This is a genomic window from Pedobacter sp. AK017 (assembly GCF_014200825.1).
Classification (GTDB): domain Bacteria; phylum Bacteroidota; class Bacteroidia; order Sphingobacteriales; family Sphingobacteriaceae; genus Pedobacter; species Pedobacter heparinus.
Window position 1 is genome coordinate 51,230 of sequence record NZ_JACHCW010000017.1, and the last position, 23,718, is coordinate 74,947.

The following is a 23,718-nucleotide window of genomic DNA, read 5'->3' on the forward strand; positions in this document are numbered from 1 at the left end:
CATGCAGCTGCAGGATATTTTATATGGTGTAACTATAACTGACCAGATTGGTATAACCAACAGGAAGGTAAGTGCTTTGGTATTTGATTCCCGACAGGTTATAAAAGATGCTGCATTTTTTGCCATAAAGGGTACATTAGCTGATGGACATACCTATATTGCTGCTACAGTTAGCGCAGGTGCCGGGGTAGTTATTTGCGAGGTATTACCAGCTGAAATTGCTCCTGATGTTACCTATATCCAGGTAGCGAACAGTGCTGTAGCATTGGGTAGGATGGCTGCTAATTTTTATGGAAACCCTTCTGAAAAACTGCAGCTGACTGGCATTACAGGTACAAATGGTAAAACAACTATTGCCACATTGCTTTTTAAACTTTTCAGGGCATTGGGCTATAAAGTTGGTCTGATCTCAACTGTTGAAAACCACATCAATGATGAGGTTATTCCTGCAACACATACCACACCTGATCCGCTGGCTTTAAATGCGCTTTTACAGGATATGGTGGATGCAGGTTGTGATTATTGTTTTATGGAAGTGAGTTCCCATGCTGTCGTTCAACATAGAATAGAAGGTTTGAGCTTTGCTGGTGGGGTATTTTCTAATATCACCCATGATCATCTGGATTTTCACAAAACCTTTGATCAGTATATAAAAGCCAAGAAAGCATTTTTTGATGCCTTGCCGGCATCGGCTTTTGCACTGACCAATCTGGACGATAAGAATGGTATGGTCATGCTGCAGAATACAAGAGCTGCTAAAAAGACCTATGCCCTGAAGCAGCTTGCTGATTTTAAGGCCAAGGTGATCGAGAATAGTTTTAAAGGTTTGCACCTGGATATAGATGATGCAGATGTTTTCTTTAAACTGGTAGGATCTTTTAATGCCTATAACTTATTGGCTGTTTATGGTACAGCGGTATTGCTTGGTCAGGAGAAGCTGGATGTGCTGACTTTATTGAGTAATTTAACCGGGGCAGAAGGCCGTTTTGATTACATTACTTCCAGTCAGCATATTATTGGAATAGTTGATTATGCACATACGCCTGATGCAGTTCAGAATGTGCTGAGTACAATACAGGATATCAGAAAAGGAACGGAGCAGGTAATTACCATTATAGGTTGTGGTGGCGACAGGGATAAGACCAAGCGTCCCATTATGGCCCAGGTAGCCTGCGACTGGAGTGATAAGGTGATCCTCACTTCTGACAATCCAAGAACGGAAAACCCGCAAACGATAGTGGAGGAAATGGAAAAAGGTGTTTCGCCAACAAACAAGCGTAAAACTTTAAGCATAGTAGACAGAAAAGAGGCGATTAAAACAGCATGTCATTTGGCCAGACCAGGTGACATTATATTGCTGGCGGGAAAAGGACATGAGAAATACCAGGAAATAAATGGGGTGAGGTATCATTTTGATGATAAGGAAATATTAACCGAACAACTAAACTTAATCAGCTAATGTTATACTATTTATTTGAATATCTGAATCAACATTATGATTTTCCCGGACTGAGGTTGTTTCAGTACATCACTTTCCGCACATCATTAGCCATCATTATATCCCTTATCATTACCACAGTTTACGGCCGGAGACTGATCAATTACCTGCAAAAAATGCAGGTTGGCGAAACTGTCAGGAACCTGGGGCTGGAAGGGCAGATGCAAAAACAAGGTACCCCAACAATGGGTGGGATCATCATCCTGCTGGGTATTCTGGTGCCAACATTACTATTGGCTAACTTAACCAATGTTTATGTGATACTGATGATCGTGACTACAATATGGATGGGGGTAATTGGTTTTGTTGATGATTACATTAAGGTTTTTAAAAAGAACAAAGAAGGTTTAGCAGGCAGGTTTAAGATAGTTGGTCAGGTAGGCCTGGCGCTGATCATAGGCTGGACAATGTATTTCAACCCCAATATTGTGGTACGGCAAACAGTGGATGAAACCAATGTTTCTAAAGCGGCAGCCCCTATGGTATTGAGGCAAAAAGGAGAGAACTTTTATTATACACAGGATGTGAAATCAACCTTAACGAATGTTCCTTTTTATAAGAACAATGAGTTTGATTATGCCAAAGTGCTTAAGTTTTTAGGTCCGGGGTATGAGAAATATGCATTTATGGTATTCCTTGCCTTTACTGTATTTATCATTACTGCGGTTTCAAATGGGGCTAATATTACCGATGGTATAGATGGGCTGGCAACAGGTACGTCCGCTATTATTGGTATTACACTGGGTTTATTGGCCTATGTTTCTGGTAATACAGTGATTGCTGATTACCTCAATATCATGTACATCCCCAATTCGGGAGAGCTCATGATCTTTGCAGGTGCGTTTGTTGGGGCCTGTGTTGGCTTCCTTTGGTACAACTCCTATCCTGCGCAGGTGTTTATGGGCGATACCGGAAGTTTAGCCATTGGAGGCATCATTGCTTCTTTTGCCATTATGATCCGTAAGGAGCTTTTGATCCCGATCTTATGTGGTTTGTTCCTGATTGAGCTGGTATCGGTAATTATGCAGGTATCTTATTTCAAGTATACCAGGAAAAAATTTGGTGAAGGACGAAGGATATTCTTAATGTCGCCCTTACATCACCACTATCAGAAAAAGGGATATCACGAAGCTAAAATTGTTACGCGCTTCTGGATTATCGGGATTTTGCTGGCCATTATAACCATTATCACTTTAAAACTACGCTAATGGAAAAGAAAAGGATAGCAATTCTGGGAGCGGGAGAAAGCGGGGTAGGTGCGGCAATGCTGGCCCAGAAGTATGGTTATGATGTATTCGTATCAGATTTTGGCACAATTCCTTCACAATACAAGGAAAAGCTTCAGGCGCTGAACATTGTATTTGAAGAAAACACGCATACGGCAGCCGAGATCCTGAAAGCGGTTGAAGTGATTAAAAGTCCCGGTATACCTGATACAGCCGGTATCATTAAAGAGATAAGATCCCGGAATATTCCGGTGCTTTCTGAAATTGAATTTGCAAAACGGTATACGAAAGCAAAAACTATATGCATTACGGGGTCTAATGGTAAGACCACTACTACCATGTTAACTTACCATATTCTGAAAAATGCAGGTTTAAACGTAGGGCTTGCAGGGAATATCGGGCATAGCTTTGCCGCGCAGGTGGCTAGTGCTGATTTTGACTGGTATGTACTGGAGATATCTAGCTTTATGCTGGATGATATGTATGATTTCAAAGCGGATATAGCTGTGCTGTTAAACATAACACCCGATCATTTAGACAGGTACGACTATAAATTGGGTAATTATGCTGCATCAAAAATGCGCATTACGCAAAATCAGACCGGTGAAGATATTTTTATTTACTGTGCTGATGACGAAGAAACTTTAAAAGTGTTAAAAAATGTTAAGGTGGATTCAAAAACATATCCTTTTTCCATCCGGGAAAAAATCGAAAAGGGAGCCTATCTGGAAAGCAACAACATACACATCAATATAAACCTAAACGATCAATTAACCATGTCTATTACAGAATTAGCCCTGCAGGGAAAGCACAATATTTATAACTCTATGGCATCGGGCATAGTAGCTAAGGTATTAGATATCAGAAATACCGCTATACGCGAGAGTATGGGGGATTTTAAGAACATTGAACACAGACTGGAGCATGTTGCGAGGATTTCCGGTGTTGATTATATCAACGATTCAAAGGCAACAAACGTAAATTCTACCTGGTATGCGCTGGAAAGTGTAGGAACCGATGTGATCCTGATTATGGGTGGGGTAGATAAAGGGAATGATTATGATATGTTGAAGGATATGGTCCGTCAGAAGGTTAAGGCAATTGTATGTTTAGGTAAAGACAATAAGCGGATCCATGAGGCTTTTGAAGATGATGTAGAAATTATTGTAAACACGTTTTCTGCTCATGAGGCAGTTCAGGTGGCCTATCATCTGGCCAAAAAAGGGAATACAGTGCTGTTGTCGCCTGCTTGTGCAAGTTTTGACCTGTTTAAGAATTATGAGGACAGGGGCAACCAGTTTAAGGCGGCAGTTAAAGAATTATAGGTTATGATTGCAATAAATACAATTTTAGATAAAACAAAAGGAGACCGCTGGATCTGGCTGATCATTATCCTCTTGTCCATGATCTCCATCCTTACAGTGTACAGTGCTACTGGTGCTATTGCCTATAAAAAAGGGGTTACGGTAGAGCGGTATTTATTGTATAAACATGTTATTTTCGTTATTCTGGGTATTGGTATGATCTACATTGCCCATTTGCTGGATTATAAATATTATGCCGGGATTTCAAAGATCCTGATGATTATTACCATTCCGCTGCTGTTTTATACTGCGGCGTTTGGAGAGCACATTAACGACGCCTCACGCTGGGTGAAAATTCCGGTTATAGGATTGACTTTTCAAACATCCGATTTGGCTAAACTGGCCTTGATTACTTTTCTAGCCAGGATGCTGACCAGGAAGCAGGAAAATATTAAAGATGTAAAAAAAGCTTTTATCCCTATAATGGGTTCGGTATGTGTAGTGTTTGCACTCATTGCATGGGCAAACCTGTCTACCGCACTGATGCTTTTTGGAGTAAGTATTTTGCTGCTGATCATTGGAAGGATCAGTATTAAGCAGATCCTGATGGTTTGTGCAGGTGGTTCTGTCTTGTTATTGTTCATTGTGTTTCTGGGCCCAAGGGCTGCCACTTACGAATCAAGGATCAAATCGTTTTTACATCCGGAGCAGCAACATTCAGACAAGACCTACCAGGCCGATCAATCCAAAATTGCACTGGCAACAGGTGGTTTTTTTGGAAAAGGTCCCGGAAACAGTACACAGAGGAACTTTCTTCCGCACCCTTATTCGGATTTTATTTTTTCCATTATTGTGGAAGAGTACGGTGTAATTGGTGCAGTAATGATGATTGTTCTGTACCTGGTGCTATTGTACCGTTGTGTAAGGATTGTGACCCAAAGCCCGAAAGCCTTTGGGGCATTGCTTGCGGCAGGGCTGAGCTTTAGTTTAACCATTCAGGCATTTGCCAATATGGCTGTTGCTGTTGGTTTAGGTCCGGTTACAGGTGTTCCGTTGCCCCTGGTAAGTATGGGTGGAACATCAATATTGTTTACCAGTATTGCATTTGGCATTATATTAAGTGTAAGCAGGGATGTGGAGGAGAAAGGAAGTAAAAAAGTGATTGTAGGTGAAATACCTGCAATGGCATAAATATAAAATAATGAGACCAGCAAGGATAATTATTTCAGGTGGTGGTACCGGCGGGCACATATTCCCGGCCATATCTATAGCCAATGCGCTAAAGCGCATGGAGCCTGGATGTGAAATTTTATTTGTTGGTGCTGCAGGCAGGATGGAAATGGAAAAGGTTCCGGCTGCCGGTTATAAAATTATCGGTTTAAATATCAGTGGTATACAAAGAGGCTCTATTACCAAAAATTTAAGTCTGCCATTTAAATTAATGGGTAGTATACGTAAAGCCCTGCAGTTGATCGCTGATTTTAAACCCGATGTAGTAGTTGGTGTTGGTGGATATGCATCAGGGCCAATTTTATTTGCTGCATCGGTAAAAAAAATCCCTTACCTGATACAGGAGCAAAACTCCTATGCCGGCATGACCAATAAGTGGCTTGGTAAAAATGCAGCTAAGGTTTGTGTGGCATTTGACGGAATGGAACAATTTTTTCCTGCGGCAAACCTGCTGAAAACAGGTAACCCTGTACGGAAGGATGTGGTGGACATTTTAAACAAGCACTATGCCGGTGCGGAGCTGCTGAAACTGGATCCTTTGAAGAAAACGATACTGGTTACAGGTGGTAGCCTAGGCGCCGGAACTTTAAACAAGAGCATTGAAAAACATATTCTTGAAATATTGGATGCAGATGTTCAGCTGATCTGGCAGACTGGTAAATCTTATTACAAAGGTATTGCAGAACGACTGGGTTTAGATTTTCATCCTAATGTCCGCATACTTGAATTTTTGAACAAAATGGACCTGGCTTACGCTGCTGCTGATGTAATTGTTTCAAGGGCGGGAGCCGGGACTATCGCAGAATTGTGTCTGATCAAAAAGCCGGTTATACTGGTGCCATCACCTAATGTGGCCGAAGACCATCAGACAAAAAATGCAATGGCACTGGTAAAAAACAATGCTGCACTTTTAATTGCCGACCGGTCGGCCGAGGATACGCTGGTAACGGAAGCCTTGAATTTGCTTAATGATAAAGAGCGGAGTAAAATGTATGCAGAAAATATTGGCAAAATGGCCCTGCCAGATGCTGATGACAGGATTGCAAAGCAAGTGATGTTACTTGCCGGAAAGGAGGGGAAGAACTGATGGAACTGAATCATATACAGCGCGTTTATTTTGTGGGAATTGGTGGGATTGGCATGAGTGCCATTGCCAGGTATTTTGCAAAAAGAGGGTGTGTAGTTTGTGGTTACGACAAAACACGTACAAATTTGACTGTTGCTTTGGAACAGGAAGGCATTTTGGTGTCTTATCTTGATGATGCTGCTGTATTGCCCGTGTGCTTTTTAGCAAATAACAGCGATACACTGATTGTTTATACACCAGCAATACCAAAGAATTCCGAAATATTAAATCACTTTAAAGACAATGGCTTTATTTTAAAGAAGCGTTCTGAGGTTTTAGGTATCATCAGTAAAGGACAGTTTTGTATAGCTGTGGCAGGTACACATGGAAAAACCACTACTTCATCTATTGTAGCCCATGTTTTAATAGATAGCGGATATGGATGTACAGCTTTTTTGGGTGGGATTGCCAGTAATTATAACAGCAATTTTATTATCGGAAACAATAACGTCGTTGTAGTTGAGGCTGATGAATACGACCGTTCTTTCCTGACACTTCACCCTGATCTGGCTGTGATAACTTCAATGGATGCAGATCACCTGGATATTTATGGCGATGCTGCTCATCTGCATGAATCTTTTGGTCTATTTGCAAAACAGTTGAAGCCACATGGCACATTGCTTGTGCGTAAGGGGCTTCCTTTGACAGCCGGGCTCAGTTACAGTGTTGGACAGGATTCACAGATTAAGGGACAAAACATCAGGGTAGAAGGTTCGAAGTTTGTGTTTGATTATGTTGATACTGATCTGATAATCAGCGATATACAACTCATGCTGCCAGGCAAACATAATGTTGAGAATGCAGTAGCCGCAATTGCTGTAGCGCTTAAACTGGGTATTGACCACCATAAGATAAAAGCGGCAATAGCTTCTTTTACAGGGGTTAAAAGAAGATTTGAGTACATAGTGAATACGCCGGATCACATTTATATTGATGATTATGCCCATCATCCAGAAGAATTAAGGGCTTGCTTTGATGCGGTACGACAATTGTATCCTGATAAAAAGTTAACGGTCATCTTTCAGCCGCATCTTTTTACGCGCACACGCGACTTTGCAGCTGAATTTGCAAAAGTTTTAAGCACTGTAGATGAACTGCTGCTACTGGAAATATATCCGGCCAGGGAATTGCCTTTATCAGGGATAAATTCGCAGTTTTTGCTGGATAAGATGTCCTTGAAAAGCAAGAGGATATGTGGAAAAGATTTAGTGATAGAACAGATAAAAAATACAAAACCTGAATTACTTTTAACAGTAGGTGCAGGAGATATAGACACATTGATACAACCACTTAAAGCCATTTTGAGAGATGTTTAAAAGGATTAACTGGAAATCGGTTTTTAAATGTTTTGCCTGGATAATTTGTCTGGCCGGTCTTGTTGTGCTCATGAGTTTTGTGGATGGAAAAAAGAAAACAGTAGTTTGTACTGATGTTAAAATACTAATTCCCGGTGCGGATAACTTTATAGAACGTGAAGAAATCGATGCCATTTTAAAACAAAGTCAAGGCAAATTGGTAGGTCGGCACCTGAGCAATATTAACCTGCAACAAATTGAAAAAGATATCATTGCAAACCCATATATTGCTTATGCAACGGTTTATGCCGATATGAATGGTGTGATCCAAATTAAGGTTAGGCAACGCCAACCTGTTTTAAGGCTGATCAACACAAATGGTCAGGATTATTATGTGGATAAATACGGCCTTAAAATGCCGGTTTCTCCAAATTTTACAGCAAATGTGCTGGTGGCCAATGGCAATATCCCTGAACATTTTAGTGGTAAGGTAGATACATTGGTTACGAAACTGGCCGGTGATTTGTATAAAGTGGCTTTGTTCATTAAACAGGATACACTTTGGGACGCACAGATTGAACAGTTGTATGTAAATGACAAACAGGATATAGAGCTGGTGCCGAGGGTAGGAAATCAGCGCATTATTCTGGGTAGTGCCGATTCGCTGGAGACCAAGATGAGAAACTTATTGGTTTTTTATAAGAAAGCGATGCCAAAAGTTGGCTGGGATACTTATAAGACCATTAATGTAAAATATACGAACCAGATTGTGTGCGAAAAGAATAAAATAGATTCTTTAACAGGTAAGGTGATCAAAGATCGTATAGATACAGCTAAGCAATATCAGGTAGCCATTGATTCGGCAGTGCGCAGGCAAATTGCCCAGGAAATGCAGGATGAAGGAAATACGGAAGGTAAAAAAGAAAAGATTAAAACAGATACCAGGAAAAACAATTAATAATAAACTCAACAAATCGATATAGTTATGGGCAAAGAAAAATCTACCATTCAGTCTCCAATAGTAGTCGGATTAGACATCGGTACTACTAAGATCTGCGTGATCGTTGGTCGCAGAACACAGCACGCAAAAATAGAAGTATTAGGAATAGGGAAAGCAGAATCGGCAGGGGTTACCCGTGGGGTTGTTTCTAATATTCAGAAAACAGTACAGGGCATAGCGCAAGCGGTTGAACTGGCAAGCGGACAATCTAATGTCGAAATCCGCGTTGTGAATGTAGGTATTGCCGGACAGCATATCAAGAGTTTGCAGCACAGAGGGATCCTTACCCGCCGGGAGTTGAATACGGAGATCAGCAAAAAGGATATCGATAAATTAATTGACGATATGTTTAAACTGGTGATGTCACCGGGAGAAGAGATTATCCATGTATTGCCGCAGGAATTCACAATTGACAACGAACCGGGAGTAAAAGATCCTATTGGTATGGCTGGAGTACGTCTGGAAGCAAATTTCCACATCATCTCCGGTCAGGTTACGGCGGTAAAAAATATCATGAGGTGTGTAACCAATGCGGGGTTACAAACTCAGGAATTGATATTAGAGCCACTGGCTTCTTCAGAATCGGTGTTGAGCGACGAAGAAAAAGAAGCCGGAATAGCGCTGGTTGATATTGGTGGTGGTACCACTGATATTGCTATTTTCCATGAAGGTATCATCCGTCATACTGCAGTTATTCCTTTTGGTGGGAATAGTGTTACAGAAGACATCAGGGAAGGCTGTTCTGTGATGAGAAACCAGGCCGAACTGTTGAAAACCCGTTTTGGATCGGCGCTGGCTGAAGAGAACAAAGAGAATGAAATTATCTGTGTTCCTGGTCTAAGAGGCCGGGAGCCTAAAGAGATTTCGGTTAAAAACCTTGCTTATGTCATCCAGGCCCGTATGGAAGAGATCATTGAGCATGTGTATTATGAAATCAAATCGTCAGGTTATGAGAAAAAACTGATTGGTGGTGTGGTGATTACCGGAGGTGGTGCTTTATTGAAACACTTGTCGCAGTTGGTGGAGTATGTAACAGGGCTAGACTGCCGTGTAGGATATCCGAACGAGCACCTGTCTAAATATGATGACATGCCAAAAACCATTTATGACGATCTGAAAAGTCCGATGTATGCCACCAGTATTGGCTTGCTGATCAAAGGGATACAAAAAGCTGAAGAACTGCTGGAAGAAATGAAGCAGCCAGGGGTTTTTGTAGAAAAACCAAGGGATGCCAAAGAGAAAACGAAACGTTCTGGTGGTGGTTTGTTTGATAAACTTCTTGCAAAAACAAAAGATTTTATCAAAGACGATATGAATGTTAGTGACGAAGATTATATAAAACCCTGATATTTTTCCACAATGAATGATTTTTCCACATTCTCAACATTTGTGGAAAACGCCTGTTAAAAAAGTGTTAATATTACATAGAGAGATGAACAGGTAAAACGAATTTTTAAATAACTGATTCATAAAGATATGCAGTTCGAAATGTTAAAAGATAAGTCATCAATCATCAAGGTAATTGGTGTTGGTGGCGGTGGTGGTAATGCGGTAAACCATATGTACCGTCAAGGAATTACTGGTGTAGACTTTATTATTTGTAATACAGATGCCCAGGCTTTGGAATTTAGTCCTATTCCTAATAAGGTACAATTGGGTGCAAGCCTTACCGAAGGAATGGGTGCGGGCTCGATACCCGAAGTAGGAAAGAATTCTGCGATTGAAAATATAGATGACATCAAGCAAATGCTTGGCAGCACTACAAAAATGTTGTTCATCACTGCTGGTATGGGTGGTGGTACCGGAACAGGTGCCAGCCCGATTATTGCCAAAGCAGCTAAGGAACTTGACATTTTAACAGTTGCTATTGTAACTACCCCATTTGCTTTTGAGGGTAAAAGGCGTAAGATGCAGGCCAATGATGGTTTGGATGAACTGAAAAAATATGTAGACTCTTACCTCGTTATTTCTAACGACCGGTTACGTGAGATTTTTGGTAACCTTACTTTGGGCTCTGCTTTTTCACAGGCAGATGACATTTTAACCACTGCAGCAAAAGGTATAGCCGAGATCATCACTGTGCCAGGATACATCAACGTGGATTTTAAAGATGTACGTACAGTAATGAAAGACAGTGGGGTATCTATCATGGGCAGTTTTGCCTGCGATGGAGAGAACAGGGCTTTAAATGCTGTTGAAGGAGCGCTGGCATCTCCACTGTTAAAAGATAGTGAGATTGAGGGGGCCAGATATATTTTATTAAATATCAGTTCGGGTTTACGTGAGGTAACGATGGATGAAGTGACCATCATTACAGACTATATCCAGGACAAGGCGGGGCTTTCTGCAGATCTGATCTGGGGTAACTGTATTGATGAAAGTCTGGAAGATAAATTATCGGTTACGATCATTGCTACCGGTTTCCAAACTACTGAACAGCGTGATGAAGAGAAAAAGAATATTAAAAAGATTTCTTTGCTTACACCTGAGGAAGCCCCTTTGGTTAGACCGGTTGAACCAGTTAATTCTTTTATTGAGCCTAAAGTACCTGCTTTTTCCAGTGAGCCTGTATTAAAAGCTAAGGAAGGAACCAAACAATCAGACCTTTTTGGCGATCTGTTCAATGTGAACAGGAACCGCAGTGTTGAAGAGCCGGAAAATGTAATTGTAAAACATGCGCTGATCCAGGAAGAAACTCCTTTGGATGAAACACAACAGGATGCCGGTTTTGAATTCGAGATTAAGGTTGCGGAAACAGATTTTGTATTTGAAACACCTGCAACGGTATTTAACAATGATACCGTTCCACAAAAAGAAGATATCATTGAGGCAGGTGCTGATGATGATAAAAGCGATGAATCGATAGAAGATCAGTTAAAAAAATCAAAAGAAAGAATTTTAAGGTTGAAAGACCTGAGCATGAAGCTGCGAACCAGTAATGGTTTACAGGAGTTAGAGAATGAACCTGCTTATAAACGTAAGCAAATGCAGTTACAGCAGGTTCAGCATTCATCTGAATCACAGGTTTCCCGATTCACTTTAAGTAACGATGAAGATGGGGCAACCGAGATCAGACCAAATAACTCTTTCCTGCACGATAATGTTGATTAATTTGTCATCATTATAAAATAAAAAGCCTTAACAATAACCTGTTAAGGCTTTTTGGTGTCAATATACCAGCTTTACAACTACTGGTCAGCAATCGCTGATTATTGTATATCAGGTATATTAAAACTAACTTTGCAAAAAAATAATAACTTAAAATACATATAACATTGGATATTTTTGAAAAGATAGCAAAACACATGGGGCCGATAGGACAACATCATAAATGGTCTCATGGATATTTCTCATTTCCTAAATTAGAAGGCGATATAGCTCCCCACATGAACTTTCGTGGCAAGGAGCACCTGGTATGGAGTTTGAACAATTATTTAGGTTTAGCAAACCATCCAGAGGTTAGAAAAGCAGATGCCCAGGGCGCTGCCGATTTTGGTATGGCCTATCCTATGGGAGCCAGAATGATGTCGGGGAACTCTAAGTACCACGAACAACTGGAACAGGAGCTTGCTGCATTTGTAGGTAAGCCGGATGCATTTTTATTAAATTATGGCTACCAGGGTATGGTTTCCATCATTGATAGCCTGGTTGACAGAAATGATGTTATTGTATATGATGCGGAATCTCATGCCTGCATTATAGATGGTTTGCGTTTGCATATGGGCAAGCGTTTTGTGTATAAGCACAATGATATTGACAGTGCCCGTAAACAGCTGGAAAGAGCTACGAAACTTGTTGAACAAAGTGGTGGCGGAATATTAGTGATTACCGAAGGTGTATTTGGTATGTCTGGAGCACAGGGTAGGTTAAAAGAACTGGTTGATTTAAAGCAGGAATTTAATTTTCGTTTATTGATCGATGATGCGCATGGATTTGGTACGATGGGACATACAGGTGCCGGTACACATGAAGCTCAGAATTGTATTGATGGGGTTGACGTTTATTTCGGCACTTTTGCGAAGTCAATGGCCGGTATTGGTGCCTTTGTAGCCTCTACAGAAGAAATGACTAATTTTTTCAGGTATAACATGCGTTCTCAGACCTTTGCCAAGGCATTGCCAATGCCTATGGTTATAGGATTGTTAAAACGTCTGGAGCTGCTTAAAAACAATCCTGAGTTGAGAGAGAAATTATGGAATGTGGCTACTACGCTTCAAAAAGGATTAAGAGCACGTGGTTTTGATCTTGGGGTTACCAATACTATGGTTACTCCGGTTTTTCTGAAAGGTGAATTGCTGGAGGCTACAGCTTTAACTATGGATCTTCGTGAAAACTACGGGATATTCTGTTCTATTGTGGTGTATCCGGTTATTCCTAAAGGTTTGATTGAATTGAGGTTGATTCCAACTGCCGTTCATACACTGGAAGATGTTCAGCGTACGCTGGATGCGTTTAGCGAGGTTTCAGATAAACTGAAAAGCGGCTATTATAAAGAAAATCAATTCTCTATAGCATAATATTTATAAAAACAAAAAATGCCCTTTATAGCTTTTAAAGGGCGTTTTTTGTTTTTGTTGTTTTTTAATCTACTGTAAATCAGTAAGATGTGATATTAAAATTAAGGTTGAGTGTTTATAAACCCGCATAATGTGGAAAAAAACACGGTTTTTGCCTATTTATTTGTTAATGTAAAAATTCTTTTATTAAAATAAACATCTTACTTTAGTAACAGAGTATTAATCAAAACCTTAAAAAACTAAAAGGAGTAAATTAACGATGAAAAAATTTAATGAAGTAAAGGAACTTGTTGCTGCTTTGGAAGCAGATGCAGACAAATTCTACAACAAGGCAAACAGTGCCGCAGGAACCCGTGTACGTAAAGGTATGCAAGACCTTAAAAACCTTGCCCAATCTATCCGTCTGGAGATTCAGGACACGAAAAACAAAGGCTAACCGGCTAAATTGTTTTGATGAAAAAACGCCCCGGTAACCCGGAGCGTTTTTTTTATGCTGTAATTCTGGTTGTTTCTGCTGTAATGGCTTTTCTAAGTCCATCAGAAACCCCTACCAGGGGCAGTCGTACATAATCGTCACACACGCCCAACTGTTTTAATGCAGCTTTTACACCTGCCGGATTCCCTTCTGCAAACATCATTCTTGTAAATTCAATTAAATCCAGATGCTTAGGTAATGCGGCAGTGTAATCACCTTTAAGCGATAGCCTGATCATGTCGGATAACTGTTTTGGCAAAGCATTTCCGATAACAGAAATTACACCAACAGCACCCAACGAGATCATAGGCATGGCTACAGGATCATCACCGGAGATCAATAAAAAATCAGCAGGTTTGTCGCGCATGATCTGGTTAAACTGATCAAAACTACCTGAAGCCTCTTTAGTGCCAATGATATTTTTACAGTCTGCTGCCAGTCTGCATGTCGTTTCCGGACTTACATTGCTGGCTGTGCGTCCTGGTACGTTATACAATAGTACAGGTAGCTGGCTGCTTTCACTTATTGCTTTATAATGTTGATATATGCCTTCCTGGGTAGGTTTATTGTAATATGGACTGGCTGATAAAATGGCATCATAGCCATTTGTTTCAAAGATTTTAATACTGTTTATCACTTCTGTGGTATCATTTCCACCTATCCCTGCAACAAGGGGAAGCCTTCCGTTATTCACTTCAGCAGTAAATTCCCATATCTTCTTCTTTTCTTCTTTATTCAAAGTTGAGGCTTCTCCTGTAGTACCTAATGATACCAGATACTCTACCTTTCCGTCAATTAAATGATTGATGAGCCTGTTTAGCCCATCATAGTCTACCGTTCCATCTGCGTTAAAAGGCGTAACCAATGCTACTCCCGTTCCGTGAAATTTGTTCATTTTTTATTCTTTACTTCAATAGCTCTAATAAATCCTCCTGCGAAATAAGCGGGACATTTAACTTTTTCGCTTTTTCGAGTTTAGATGGCCCCATGTTATCTCCGGCAACAAGATAATTAAGTTTTGCAGAGATCCCGCTTAAAATCTTACCACCATTACTTTCAATCATGTCTTTGAGTTCTTCTCTGCTATAATTCTCAAAAACGCCCGAAATTACGAATGTTTTTCCAGTTAATTTATCACTTTGCAGTGTAATTTCATTTTCTGCGACTTCAAATTTTAAATTGTATGATTTTAGAAGGTTTATTTGATGTAAATGTTCTGCTTTGCCAAAATATTCAATAATACTTTCCGCTATACGCTGGCCAATTTCATCTATTGCTGTCAATTCTTCCAGGCTTGCTGCAGCAAGCTTGTCAACATTTTTTACACCATAAGCTAGTTTTTTAGCCACTGTTTCACCTACATACCTTATTCCAAGGCCAAATAATACTTTCTCAAAGGGCATTTGCTTAGAAAGCTCAATTCCATGCAGCATATTTTCAATAGATTTCTCACCAAAACGTTCCAGCGTTTTCAGTTCCTCTGCTTTTTCATGTAAGGTATAGAGGTCACTGATGTGGGCAATTAATCCGCGCTGATAAAAGGTTTCGATGGTCTCGTCGCCGAGGCCATCAATGTTCATGGCCTTTCTGCTGATAAAGTGCTGGATTTTTCCAATGATCTGTGGCGGACAGGCCTCATCATTCGGACAGTAAAAAGCCACTTCACCTTCTTTTCTGATCAGGGGCGTAGCGCATTCCGGACATACGGTAGGATATATAATCTTAAGTGCCCCGGCCTTGCGTTTATCCAGGTTTACGTTCATGATTTTTGGGATGATCTCTCCGCCTTTTTCAACAAAGACGCTGTCCCCCTCGTGTAAGTCCAGCCTTTCTATTTCATTGGCATTGTGCAATGTTGCCCTTTTTACGGTTGTTCCGGCAAGTTGTACAGGTTTCAGGTTGGCAACAGGGGTAACGGCACCAGTCCGGCCCACCTGGTAGGTTACCTTATCCAAAATGGTTTCGACTTCCTGTGCTTTGTATTTATAGGAAATGGCCCAGCGTGGAGATTTGGCCGTAAAGCCCAGTTCCTGTTGCTGTGCATAGCTGTTTACCTTAATTACAATTCCGTCTATGTCATAAGATAATTTGAAACGTTCGTTCTCCCAGTGTTTTATAAATGAGCGTACATCTTCAATGCTATTGGTCAGTTTGGTATGTTCACAAACATTAAATCCCCACCTCTTTAGTGCCTGTAAGCTTTCCCAATGAGTTTTAAAATAATTTTTGTCTGTATTTAGTGAATAAAGGAAACAATCCAGGGGACGTTTGGCCACTTCCTTAGAGTCCTGCATCTTAACGGTTCCGGCCGCAAAGTTCCTGGGATTGGCATATTGGACCTCGCCAAGTTCCTCGCGTTCCTTATTTAACCTTTCAAAGGCAGCACGGTGCATAAAAATTTCACCCCTGATTTCAAATAGAGGGGGTACATCTCCTTCTTTTAACTGATGTGGAATAGTATTTATGGTTTTTACATTGGCGGTCACATCGTCGCCTTTGGCACCATCTCCGCGTGTTACTGCTCTAACCAGTTTTGATCCATCGTAGGTAAGGCTGATGGAAAGTCCGTCGAACTTAAGTTCACAAACATATTCGAAACTTTCACCTATGGCTTTTTTGATGCGTTCATCAAAGTCGCGGAGGTCCTGTTCATTGTAAGTATTGCCAAGTGATAGCATTGGCCATTTGTGCGGAACCGTGGTGAAAATTTTCGTAATGTCGCCGCCAACTTTCCGGGTAGGCGAATTGGGATCTGCAAACTCGGGGTATGCAAGCTCCAGTTGTGCAAGTTCTTCCAGTTTTTTATCAAAAGTGTAATCTGCAATGGTGGGCATTGCCAAAACATAATAATTGTAACTGTGCTGGTTAAGCTCCTTAACCAAGGCATCCATATTGGTTTTTACTTCAGATCCTGACATATTGCGAAGATACAAATTAGCTGAGCAGCTGATTTAGATTTAGGGGAATTTTTTAGGATAATTCCTTTTCAATATCACTATAAACAGAAAGGTAATCGGTCTGAATACTTTGTTTAAATATTTCCAGCTGCTGGGTTAACCGGGCCAGCTGTGCCTCAGTAAATGGGTTATTCCACAGGCGCATGCAGATCCGGTTTAGTGCATAAGAAATGTTTTCAATTTTTTGGTAACTGAATAAATATCTGCTGGAGATGAAATTATTCAGGAACTTAAAAAATACTGTTGTATCATCTAAAGAACAGGCACGAAGAAAGTCATCCAAAGCAGATTGGTCGGCTTTGCCCAGCTGCTCATAAAAACTATTAATGCTGATGACCCCATTTACAGTTAACAGATGATCTAAAATCAGTTCAAGACCTATATGTGCCAAAAAGAAGGGTTTAACAGGGCTATCTTCGCAGATTGGAACAATCAGCTGTTTGAGGCTATTGGTATAGTACTGAAAAAAATGTGAGGAATGAAAAATCCGGTCTACCTCAATATGTCTTTCCCAGCCTTTTAGCATAGAAATTTGCTGTGCCTGCGCATTAAAAAGATGTTTAACCTTGAGCGGATATAGATTGTAATCTTTTTGTGCATTTTTTATGAAATCTGGCAGTACAACTCCCAATACCATATTTTCATCTGGATTATTTCGCTCAAAATAAAAATGGGATAGGAAGTTCATAAGGCTAAATTAGCGAATTTTTGTTCGAAAAGCCATTTTTAACCACCGCTCAAATTTAAGGATAGCCCAGCTTTTCCTATATTTGCGCACAAATTAGATTAAGATGACCAATTTTGTAGAAGAGCTACGCTGGAGAGGCATGTTGCAGGATATGATGCCTGGTACTGAAGAAAAATTGAATGAAGGAATGACTGCGGGGTATATTGGTTTCGATCCTACTGCCGACTCATTGCATGTAGGGCATCTTACGCAGATCATGACACTTATCCATTTTCAGCGTGCGGGGCATAAGCCTTATGCACTGGTGGGAGGGGCAACAGGAATGGTAGGCGATCCCTCAGGTAAATCGGCCGAAAGGAACCTGCAAACAGAAGATATGGTTGAACATAACCTGGCAGGCATGAAACGTCAGCTTTCAAGATTTTTGAAATTTGAAGCTGTCGGCAACGGAGCTGTAATGATCAATAATGCCGATTGGTTTAAAGATATGGGCCTGTTTGATTTTATCCGGGATATCGGCAAACACATTACGGTAAACTATATGATGGCAAAGGATAGTGTTAAAAGGCGTCTTGAGGGAGATTCAGGTTTGTCATTTACAGAGTTTTGCTACCAATTGATCCAGGGTTATGACTTTTATTATTTATGGAAACATCACAATTGTCTGGTCCAGATGGGTGGTTCCGACCAGTGGGGCAATATCGTTACCGGAACTGAACTGATCAGAAGAAAAGATGCCGGAACAGCTTATGCCATTACCACCCACCTGATTAAAAAAGCAGATGGGACAAAATTTGGTAAAACCGAGAGTGGTGCAGTATGGCTGGATGCAAAAAAAACATCACCCTATAAGTTTTACCAATTCTGGTTAAACGCATCAGATGATGATACAAAAAAATGGATCAGGATTTTTACGTTAAAAACAAAAGAGGAGATAGAGGCGCTGGAAAATGAGCACAATGCTGCTCCACATCTGCGCATACTGCAAAAGGCGCTTGCCGAAGATATCACCATCAGAACGCATTCTGAAGAAGCACTGGAAACAGCATTGAAAACCTCAGATTTTTTGTTTGGCAATGGCTCACTGGAGTTTTTTAAAACCCTATCTGTTGCACAGGTATTTGAGATATTTGAAGGGATTCCCCAATTTGCCATTTCAAAGGATGAACTGGAGCAAGGTATAGATGCAGCTACACTACTGGCTGAAAAATCAAGTGTATTTGCCTCTAAAGGAGAAGCCAAGAAACTGATACAGGGTGGTGGCGTATCCATAAATAAGGAAAAATTAAAAGACCCGACGGATCAGTTGAGTGCAACTGATCTTTTAAACGGACAGTTCATTGTTGTTCAGAAGGGTAAGAAGAATTATTACCTGTTGACTGCAAATTAAAGTGCGCTTAACCATTTTCGGTTGCTGCTGGGTAAAAGAGCAGGATAACTTTGATTATCGGACAAAAAGTATTATATTTGTATATAATGTCTGATGGGTATGAAAAAGAAAGCAGAAACACGTACTGAACTTGCCGAACCGGCAGTAGCTTATGGGGCTTTGAACCCAACCTCACTGGTGGGTTTATTGGGCAGCAGCTATGCCACATCAACAGATTTTGATTTGCTAAACCTTGCACGTAAAGGCGTTTCTAAAAAAGCGTTGTTAAGTTTAGCAAAGCAAATATCGCTTACCATACAGGAGGTAGCGGGTATCATGCACATTTCAGAACGAACTTTACAACGTTATACCCCTGCTACTTTAATCAAAACAGAACATGCAGAAAAGGCCATAGAGCTGGCCAGGTTATACCAGCGTGGTACTGAAGTTTTTGGTACCATTGATAACTTTAATGACTGGATGAAAACCCCTAATTATACCTTAAACGGTGAGGCTCCCTTAAACCTGCTGGATACTTCTATAGGCTTTGAACTGATTTTGCAAACCCTTGGCCGTATAGAGTACGGTGTTTTTAGCTAATGTTGCTTTACCGTATTTCGCTTTGTAAAAGAGCTTTGGATGTAAGTGGCACCGGAGCAAAATTATTTGGTGGCCGCTGGAACAGTGTAGGTATTCCGGTGTTGTACCTTGCCAGCAGCAGGGCATTGGCTGCACTGGAAGTACTGGCCCATTTAACTACAGTACAGGACCCAGAAACTTTTTGTGTTACCATTTTTGATGTTCCGGCAAGCAGTATTCAAACCATAGAAAAAGAGTTGTTGCCTAAAAACTGGAACAGTTACCCCTCCCCATCCTTATTGAAAAAGCGGGGCGATGCTTTTGCTAAGGCAAATGAGGCTTTGTTGTTAAAAGTTCCCTCTGCAATTGTAGAAGATGAATACAATTATATTTTAAATGTTAACCATCCGCTCTCCCTCAAAGTTAAGATCATCGATAGTAAACCCTTTTTATTCGATAAACGTTTACACTAGCTAACCAGTGGGTTATGTGCTAATTAACAAGCAGGTTACAACCTCTGATGTCGGCGTCGTCAAAACGGCCCAGGACCTCAAATGAACCATCAGTAAGCAAACGTCCGAGGTCCTGAGTCGCGATAAATGAGCAGGAGTGGAGATTGGCCAGATCTATTATATTGATGCCGCCTGTTTTGTTATTGCTAACTAAACTCAATGGATCGTTGGTGTCGCGCAGGTAGATTTTCATCCATGGGGGGCAGTTAAAGATACCCTTTCCATAGGAGTAAGCCTGAGAAAGGAGCTCCGTCATACCGTATTCGCTATGAATAGCATTAACACCAAAACCCTTTTGCAGGAACTGATGTAATTCTTTACGCACCATTTCCTTTCTTTTCCCTTTCATGCCACCTGTTTCCATAACAATCAATTCTGGAAAATCAACCTTGTATTCTTCAACAAAATCGAGCAGGGCGTAGGTAACCCCTATAAGTATTGTTTTTTGATGACTTGATTTTAATTCCTGAAGCTTATGGTACAGTTCAGAATGATTGTGCAGGAAATAACCACTGTCGCCGTGCATGCTTTGTTTTAACAGAGCATCAACCATATATATGAGCGATGAACCATCCCGCTCAAGGTAGGAGGGCAAAAGGGCAAGGAGGCAGGTGTTGTCAATATCGCCATAAAACTGTTTAAAAGCTTTATTGAAGCTTTGTTCGTAAAGATTGACTTGGGTTACCAGGTGCTTGCTTTGAACCATCCCTGTAGTGCCCGAGCTGCTGAATGTAATTTCGGGCTGATCGGTTGAACTCAGTACTTCGTGTGTTTTGAAAAAGCTGATGGGCAGGTAAGGTATTTGTGCAGTTGTGCTAACTCCTGAGGGATCTATTCTCAGGTTTCCAATATACGCTTTGTATACCTGACAGTTTTCGGCCTGGTGCTTAAATACGGCAAGGCTGGCTTTTTCAAACTCCTGCGTATTGCTGATAGAAAAAATTTGTTGGGTCAGATCAGTCACGCCACAAAAATACGCAACAATTTTTAATTAAGAATTCGTTTTCTTTATCAGTACGGCTTTCCTGAAATGGTAGCCGCAATAGCCACTGACTCCGGCAGTAAAAGCACCAAGTAGTGAACTAAGGAGCAGGATGAGAAGCCAGGACTGTACACCGAACATTTCGGCAATACGGCCTGCAAGCAGATTGTTGTTGGGCAGGCTTTTAAAAAGTGCCATCCCTGTCCACAGTAACAAAATGGCAAAAAATGGTGCCCATAAGGATATTTTACCTGTTTTGCCTATTAAACCGCAGGTAGCAAACGAGATGACAACAATGACCCACCAGGGTAAGACCATTTGGAGCAAAAAAGAAAGTATAACGATTACTATAAAAACCATGTCGCTATTTTTTTGATATTTTTAACTGAGAAATTATTTTGGCAGTAGGGTCGTCGGGCGACTGCATAAAGAATAGGTCGTACAATTTTCCGTTTGCCCAGGTATCGATCATGTTATCATAGAAAGGGCTGCCAGGGTTGCCTGATTGTCCACCTGGAAATACACCATGTCCTTTTGGGGTTTTACCCAATTCAATTACCATTCTCCATGAGGGGCCATTGCTTTCACTTAATGCATTAATGGTCATTTTTCCACCCCCTGTTACCAAAACTTTTGATCCGAAACCCGGTATTTTGGCCAGATGCGGTACATTGGTATGCTTAAAGTTACCCCACTCCCAGGATTTGCCTATTGGACCATATTTTCTTTCCAGGCTGTCGCAGCTGTATCTGAAGGCTTCGTTAACTAAGTCTGACAAGGTTTCTTTTACAGGAGTATTGATGTTATCGATCCATTTAGAATTGGGCTCGTTCAGGATGAGCTGTACGGTCCTGTCGCGTGATGGGTACCGCATTGGGATATTGCTGACGCTAAACTCATCATCCCAGATATTGAACTGCAGACGTTTGGTCCACAGATCGAACACACTTGCTGCCAGTGACTTTGCATCGTAAAATTTATTCCAGGAGGTAACTATGCTAAGTGCTTCTTTTTGTGTAGCGTTGAGTTTGTTCTTGTCAACCATGACCAGGATTGCAGGCAGGATATTCTGGGCATGAATGCTGTAACTATCCGTTTGCATATTGATGATACTGTCGGCCGTAGCTTTATTCATGGCTGTTAAACGGTCGTTAATGCGTTTGCCGCGTTCATACGGACTAAACTCCCAGTTGATGTAATAAGGATAGCTTGGGTCTGTAGAACTCTGGTTGGCCGAGCTTACAAAATTTCTCGGCGGGTTTTTAACGGTAGGGTTCTGTGAAGAAGGAATCCATCCCTGCCAGTCGTTTTTAGGGTCTGAGCCATCCAGTATAAACTTACCCTGGTCTTTCCATTTAAGCGGAAATTTGCCATTTGCAGTAATGGCAATATCATTTTCGGCCGAAGCAAAGATAAAATTCTGTGCCGGTGCAGTATAAAAGGTAAGTGCTTTGCGGTAATCGGCATAATTTTTCCCCCTGTTCAGCAAGTAAAAAGTTTTGAGTTCATTTGATTTTTCATGGGCAATCCAGCGAAGTGCGTTGCCTACAGGAATATTTTTTGCTTTGGGGAAATCTGTTTTCTGTAAATATACTACCGGACCATGGTGCGTATAAATTACCGTATCAATAATATTTTTATCGTTCCTGACTACAATTTTTTCGAGTCGGCTGCTGGTATTCTTCCATTGGTTGTTGTACCAGTAATTTTTATGCGTATCGTCTTTGAATTTAACCTGGTAAAAATCCAGCACATCAGCGGCTACATTGGTTACCCCCCAGGCGATATCCTTATTAAAGCCAATAATGATGCCCGGCGCACCGGGAAGGGACACACCGTAAGCATTTAAGCCGGGGGCATGTAGCTGAATCTGGTACCAGATAGAAGGAAGGGTTAAATCCAGGTGAGGGTCATTTTCAAGAATCGGATAACCCGAAGCGGTTTTTTCACCCGAAAGTGCCCAGTTGTTGCTGCCTATACCTTCTTCTTTTTGCCTGGTTTTTATTGTTGCTGTTACTGCTTCGTTAAACAAGGCAGGTGCTGGGGGTATTGGCAGGGGTGTAAAATCCCATTTTGTGCCAACAGGTATAATCGGATCTTCTTTGAAAGGATAATCTGGAAAAAGATCTTTTACTACATCTGTGCCAAATTTCTTTCTGATGTTGGTCATATAAAATTCATCGGATCCCATGGCCAGAACGGCCGACATTTGCTTTAAAAGCAAGGCACATTTAATGGGTGTCCAGTCTTCCGGCTTAAAATCAAGTATCTTATATTCAATAGGCAACTGGGACCTGGACAAAGAATGTATATAGGCATTGATACCCGCAGTATAAGCCAGGATCATTTCTTTTGATTGTGGGTCGGCCATCATTCCCTCTAAGGAGTTTTCAGCACCATAAACCATTCCCATCCGGCGCTGGTATTTATCCAGTTCTATTGCTTTTTTACCCACAACTTCCGATATTCGGCCCGCGGCAAAACGGGTTTGAAAATCCATTTGCCATAAACGGTGCATGGCCGTAACGTAGCCTTGTGCAAAATATACATCATGGTCATTTTGAGCAAAAATATGGGGTATCATCCGATCGTCAAAGGCGATATCAACATTTTGATACGCACCTTTCAGGACAATTTTATTTTGGGCTTTAACCGCAGTACGTTCGGCATTTTGCCAGAAACCGGTAAAGGGATTCAGAAATTTTAAAATGGGTGGCAGGTCTCCAAATTTTGTATTAAGTGTATAAGCCAGCACTATTGGGATTAAAACGCAAATGAAAGCCTTTATTTTATTTATCATAACTCGTTGAAAGTATATTGTCTTATAAATTTAACAGCTGTAATTATTGCTATGGCAATTTAACACAAAACTTAATTGAAATGCAACGAAAATTAGATTTTGTGAATGAAATATTTAACCGAATAGAATTTGTTAATATCAAAAAATTTATTAAGTTTAT

The 23,718-nt window shown here is 40.8% G+C and carries 20 protein-coding genes; 14 read left to right on the forward strand and 6 right to left on the reverse strand.

What is annotated here, in order from left to right:
- Position 1: 1 nt before the first annotated feature.
- From HDC92_RS20625 to HDC92_RS20675, 11 genes are all read left to right on the forward strand, one after another.
- Positions 2-1,459, forward strand: a complete 1,458-nt coding sequence (locus HDC92_RS20625) for a UDP-N-acetylmuramoyl-L-alanyl-D-glutamate--2,6-diaminopimelate ligase (RefSeq protein ID WP_183876914.1) — start codon at positions 2-4, stop codon at positions 1,457-1,459.
- A complete protein-coding gene (gene mraY / locus HDC92_RS20630) occupies positions 1,459-2,706 on the forward strand; it encodes a phospho-N-acetylmuramoyl-pentapeptide-transferase (RefSeq protein WP_183876915.1) in 1,248 nt (415 codons plus the stop codon). Before HDC92_RS20625 ends, mraY begins: the two co-directional genes overlap by 1 nt.
- A complete protein-coding gene (gene murD / locus HDC92_RS20635; RefSeq protein WP_183876916.1) occupies positions 2,706-4,049 on the forward strand; it encodes a UDP-N-acetylmuramoyl-L-alanine--D-glutamate ligase in 1,344 nt (447 codons plus the stop codon). Before mraY ends, murD begins: the two co-directional genes overlap by 1 nt.
- Before the next feature lie 3 nt (positions 4,050-4,052).
- Positions 4,053-5,219, forward strand: coding sequence for an FtsW/RodA/SpoVE family cell cycle protein (locus HDC92_RS20640; RefSeq protein ID WP_015809130.1), 1,167 nt, complete (start codon positions 4,053-4,055; stop codon positions 5,217-5,219).
- A 10-nt stretch (positions 5,220-5,229) separates the two neighbouring features.
- Complete coding sequence (gene murG / locus HDC92_RS20645; RefSeq protein ID WP_183876917.1) at positions 5,230-6,345, forward strand: undecaprenyldiphospho-muramoylpentapeptide beta-N-acetylglucosaminyltransferase; 1,116 nt, start codon at positions 5,230-5,232, stop codon at positions 6,343-6,345.
- Positions 6,345-7,700 (forward strand): UDP-N-acetylmuramate--L-alanine ligase, encoded by a 1,356-nt coding sequence (murC, locus tag HDC92_RS20650; RefSeq protein ID WP_183876918.1) that lies wholly within the window; start codon positions 6,345-6,347, stop codon positions 7,698-7,700. Before murG ends, murC begins: the two co-directional genes overlap by 1 nt.
- The gene (locus HDC92_RS20655; protein WP_015809127.1) at positions 7,693-8,637 is read left to right on the forward strand and encodes a cell division protein FtsQ/DivIB; all 945 of its coding nucleotides are present in this window, start codon (positions 7,693-7,695) and stop codon (positions 8,635-8,637) included. The genes murC and HDC92_RS20655 overlap by 8 nt, the downstream gene beginning before the upstream one ends.
- Before the next feature lie 27 nt (positions 8,638-8,664).
- On the forward strand, positions 8,665-10,026 hold the full coding sequence (ftsA, locus tag HDC92_RS20660; protein ID WP_015809126.1) for a cell division protein FtsA: 1,362 nt from the start codon (positions 8,665-8,667) through the stop codon (positions 10,024-10,026).
- Positions 10,027-10,155: 129 nt separating this feature from the next.
- On the forward strand, positions 10,156-11,790 hold the full coding sequence (gene ftsZ, locus HDC92_RS20665; RefSeq protein WP_015809125.1) for a cell division protein FtsZ: 1,635 nt from the start codon (positions 10,156-10,158) through the stop codon (positions 11,788-11,790).
- A 164-nt stretch (positions 11,791-11,954) separates the two neighbouring features.
- Positions 11,955-13,196, forward strand: coding sequence for an aminotransferase class I/II-fold pyridoxal phosphate-dependent enzyme (locus HDC92_RS20670; protein WP_183876919.1), 1,242 nt, complete (start codon positions 11,955-11,957; stop codon positions 13,194-13,196).
- Positions 13,197-13,455: 259 nt separating this feature from the next.
- Positions 13,456-13,632: a hypothetical protein gene (locus tag HDC92_RS20675; protein ID WP_015809123.1), complete on the forward strand. Its 177-nt coding sequence runs from the start codon at positions 13,456-13,458 to the stop codon at positions 13,630-13,632.
- A gap of 52 nt (positions 13,633-13,684) precedes the next feature.
- Here HDC92_RS20675 and dapA read toward each other — a convergent pair whose 3' ends face one another.
- Genes dapA through HDC92_RS20690 form a run of 3 tightly spaced genes read right to left on the reverse strand, consistent with a single transcriptional unit; the run spans position 13,685 to position 17,316 of the window.
- Positions 13,685-14,566 (reverse strand): 4-hydroxy-tetrahydrodipicolinate synthase, encoded by an 882-nt coding sequence (dapA, locus tag HDC92_RS20680; protein WP_183876920.1) that lies wholly within the window; start codon positions 14,564-14,566, stop codon positions 13,685-13,687.
- A gap of 10 nt (positions 14,567-14,576) precedes the next feature.
- Positions 14,577-16,589 (reverse strand): NAD-dependent DNA ligase LigA, encoded by a 2,013-nt coding sequence (gene ligA / locus HDC92_RS20685; RefSeq protein ID WP_183876921.1) that lies wholly within the window; start codon positions 16,587-16,589, stop codon positions 14,577-14,579.
- A gap of 52 nt (positions 16,590-16,641) precedes the next feature.
- Positions 16,642-17,316, reverse strand: coding sequence for an ACP phosphodiesterase (locus tag HDC92_RS20690; protein WP_015809120.1), 675 nt, complete (start codon positions 17,314-17,316; stop codon positions 16,642-16,644).
- Positions 17,317-17,419: 103 nt separating this feature from the next.
- Here HDC92_RS20690 and tyrS point away from each other — a divergent pair, with 103 nt between their 5' ends.
- The 3 genes from tyrS (at position 17,420) to HDC92_RS20705 (ending at position 19,737) form a co-directional block, all read left to right on the forward strand.
- Complete coding sequence (gene tyrS, locus HDC92_RS20695) at positions 17,420-18,706, forward strand: tyrosine--tRNA ligase (protein ID WP_183876922.1); 1,287 nt, start codon at positions 17,420-17,422, stop codon at positions 18,704-18,706.
- 99 nt (positions 18,707-18,805) lie between these two features.
- Positions 18,806-19,285 (forward strand): antitoxin Xre/MbcA/ParS toxin-binding domain-containing protein, encoded by a 480-nt coding sequence (locus HDC92_RS20700; RefSeq protein ID WP_143715766.1) that lies wholly within the window; start codon positions 18,806-18,808, stop codon positions 19,283-19,285.
- Positions 19,285-19,737, forward strand: a complete 453-nt coding sequence (locus tag HDC92_RS20705; protein ID WP_015809117.1) for an RES family NAD+ phosphorylase — start codon at positions 19,285-19,287, stop codon at positions 19,735-19,737. The genes HDC92_RS20700 and HDC92_RS20705 overlap by 1 nt, the downstream gene beginning before the upstream one ends.
- A gap of 19 nt (positions 19,738-19,756) precedes the next feature.
- Here the strand turns inward: HDC92_RS20705 and HDC92_RS20710 are convergent, their stop codons facing one another.
- Genes HDC92_RS20710 through HDC92_RS20720 form a run of 3 tightly spaced genes read right to left on the reverse strand, consistent with a single transcriptional unit; the run spans position 19,757 to position 23,558 of the window.
- A complete protein-coding gene (locus HDC92_RS20710) occupies positions 19,757-20,740 on the reverse strand; it encodes an acyl transferase (RefSeq protein ID WP_183876923.1) in 984 nt (327 codons plus the stop codon).
- A gap of 27 nt (positions 20,741-20,767) precedes the next feature.
- The gene (locus tag HDC92_RS20715) at positions 20,768-21,118 is read right to left on the reverse strand and encodes a hypothetical protein (RefSeq protein WP_015809115.1); all 351 of its coding nucleotides are present in this window, start codon (positions 21,116-21,118) and stop codon (positions 20,768-20,770) included.
- A gap of 4 nt (positions 21,119-21,122) precedes the next feature.
- The gene (locus tag HDC92_RS20720; RefSeq protein ID WP_183876924.1) at positions 21,123-23,558 is read right to left on the reverse strand and encodes a penicillin acylase family protein; all 2,436 of its coding nucleotides are present in this window, start codon (positions 23,556-23,558) and stop codon (positions 21,123-21,125) included.
- Between the last annotated feature and the right edge of the window lie 160 nt (positions 23,559-23,718).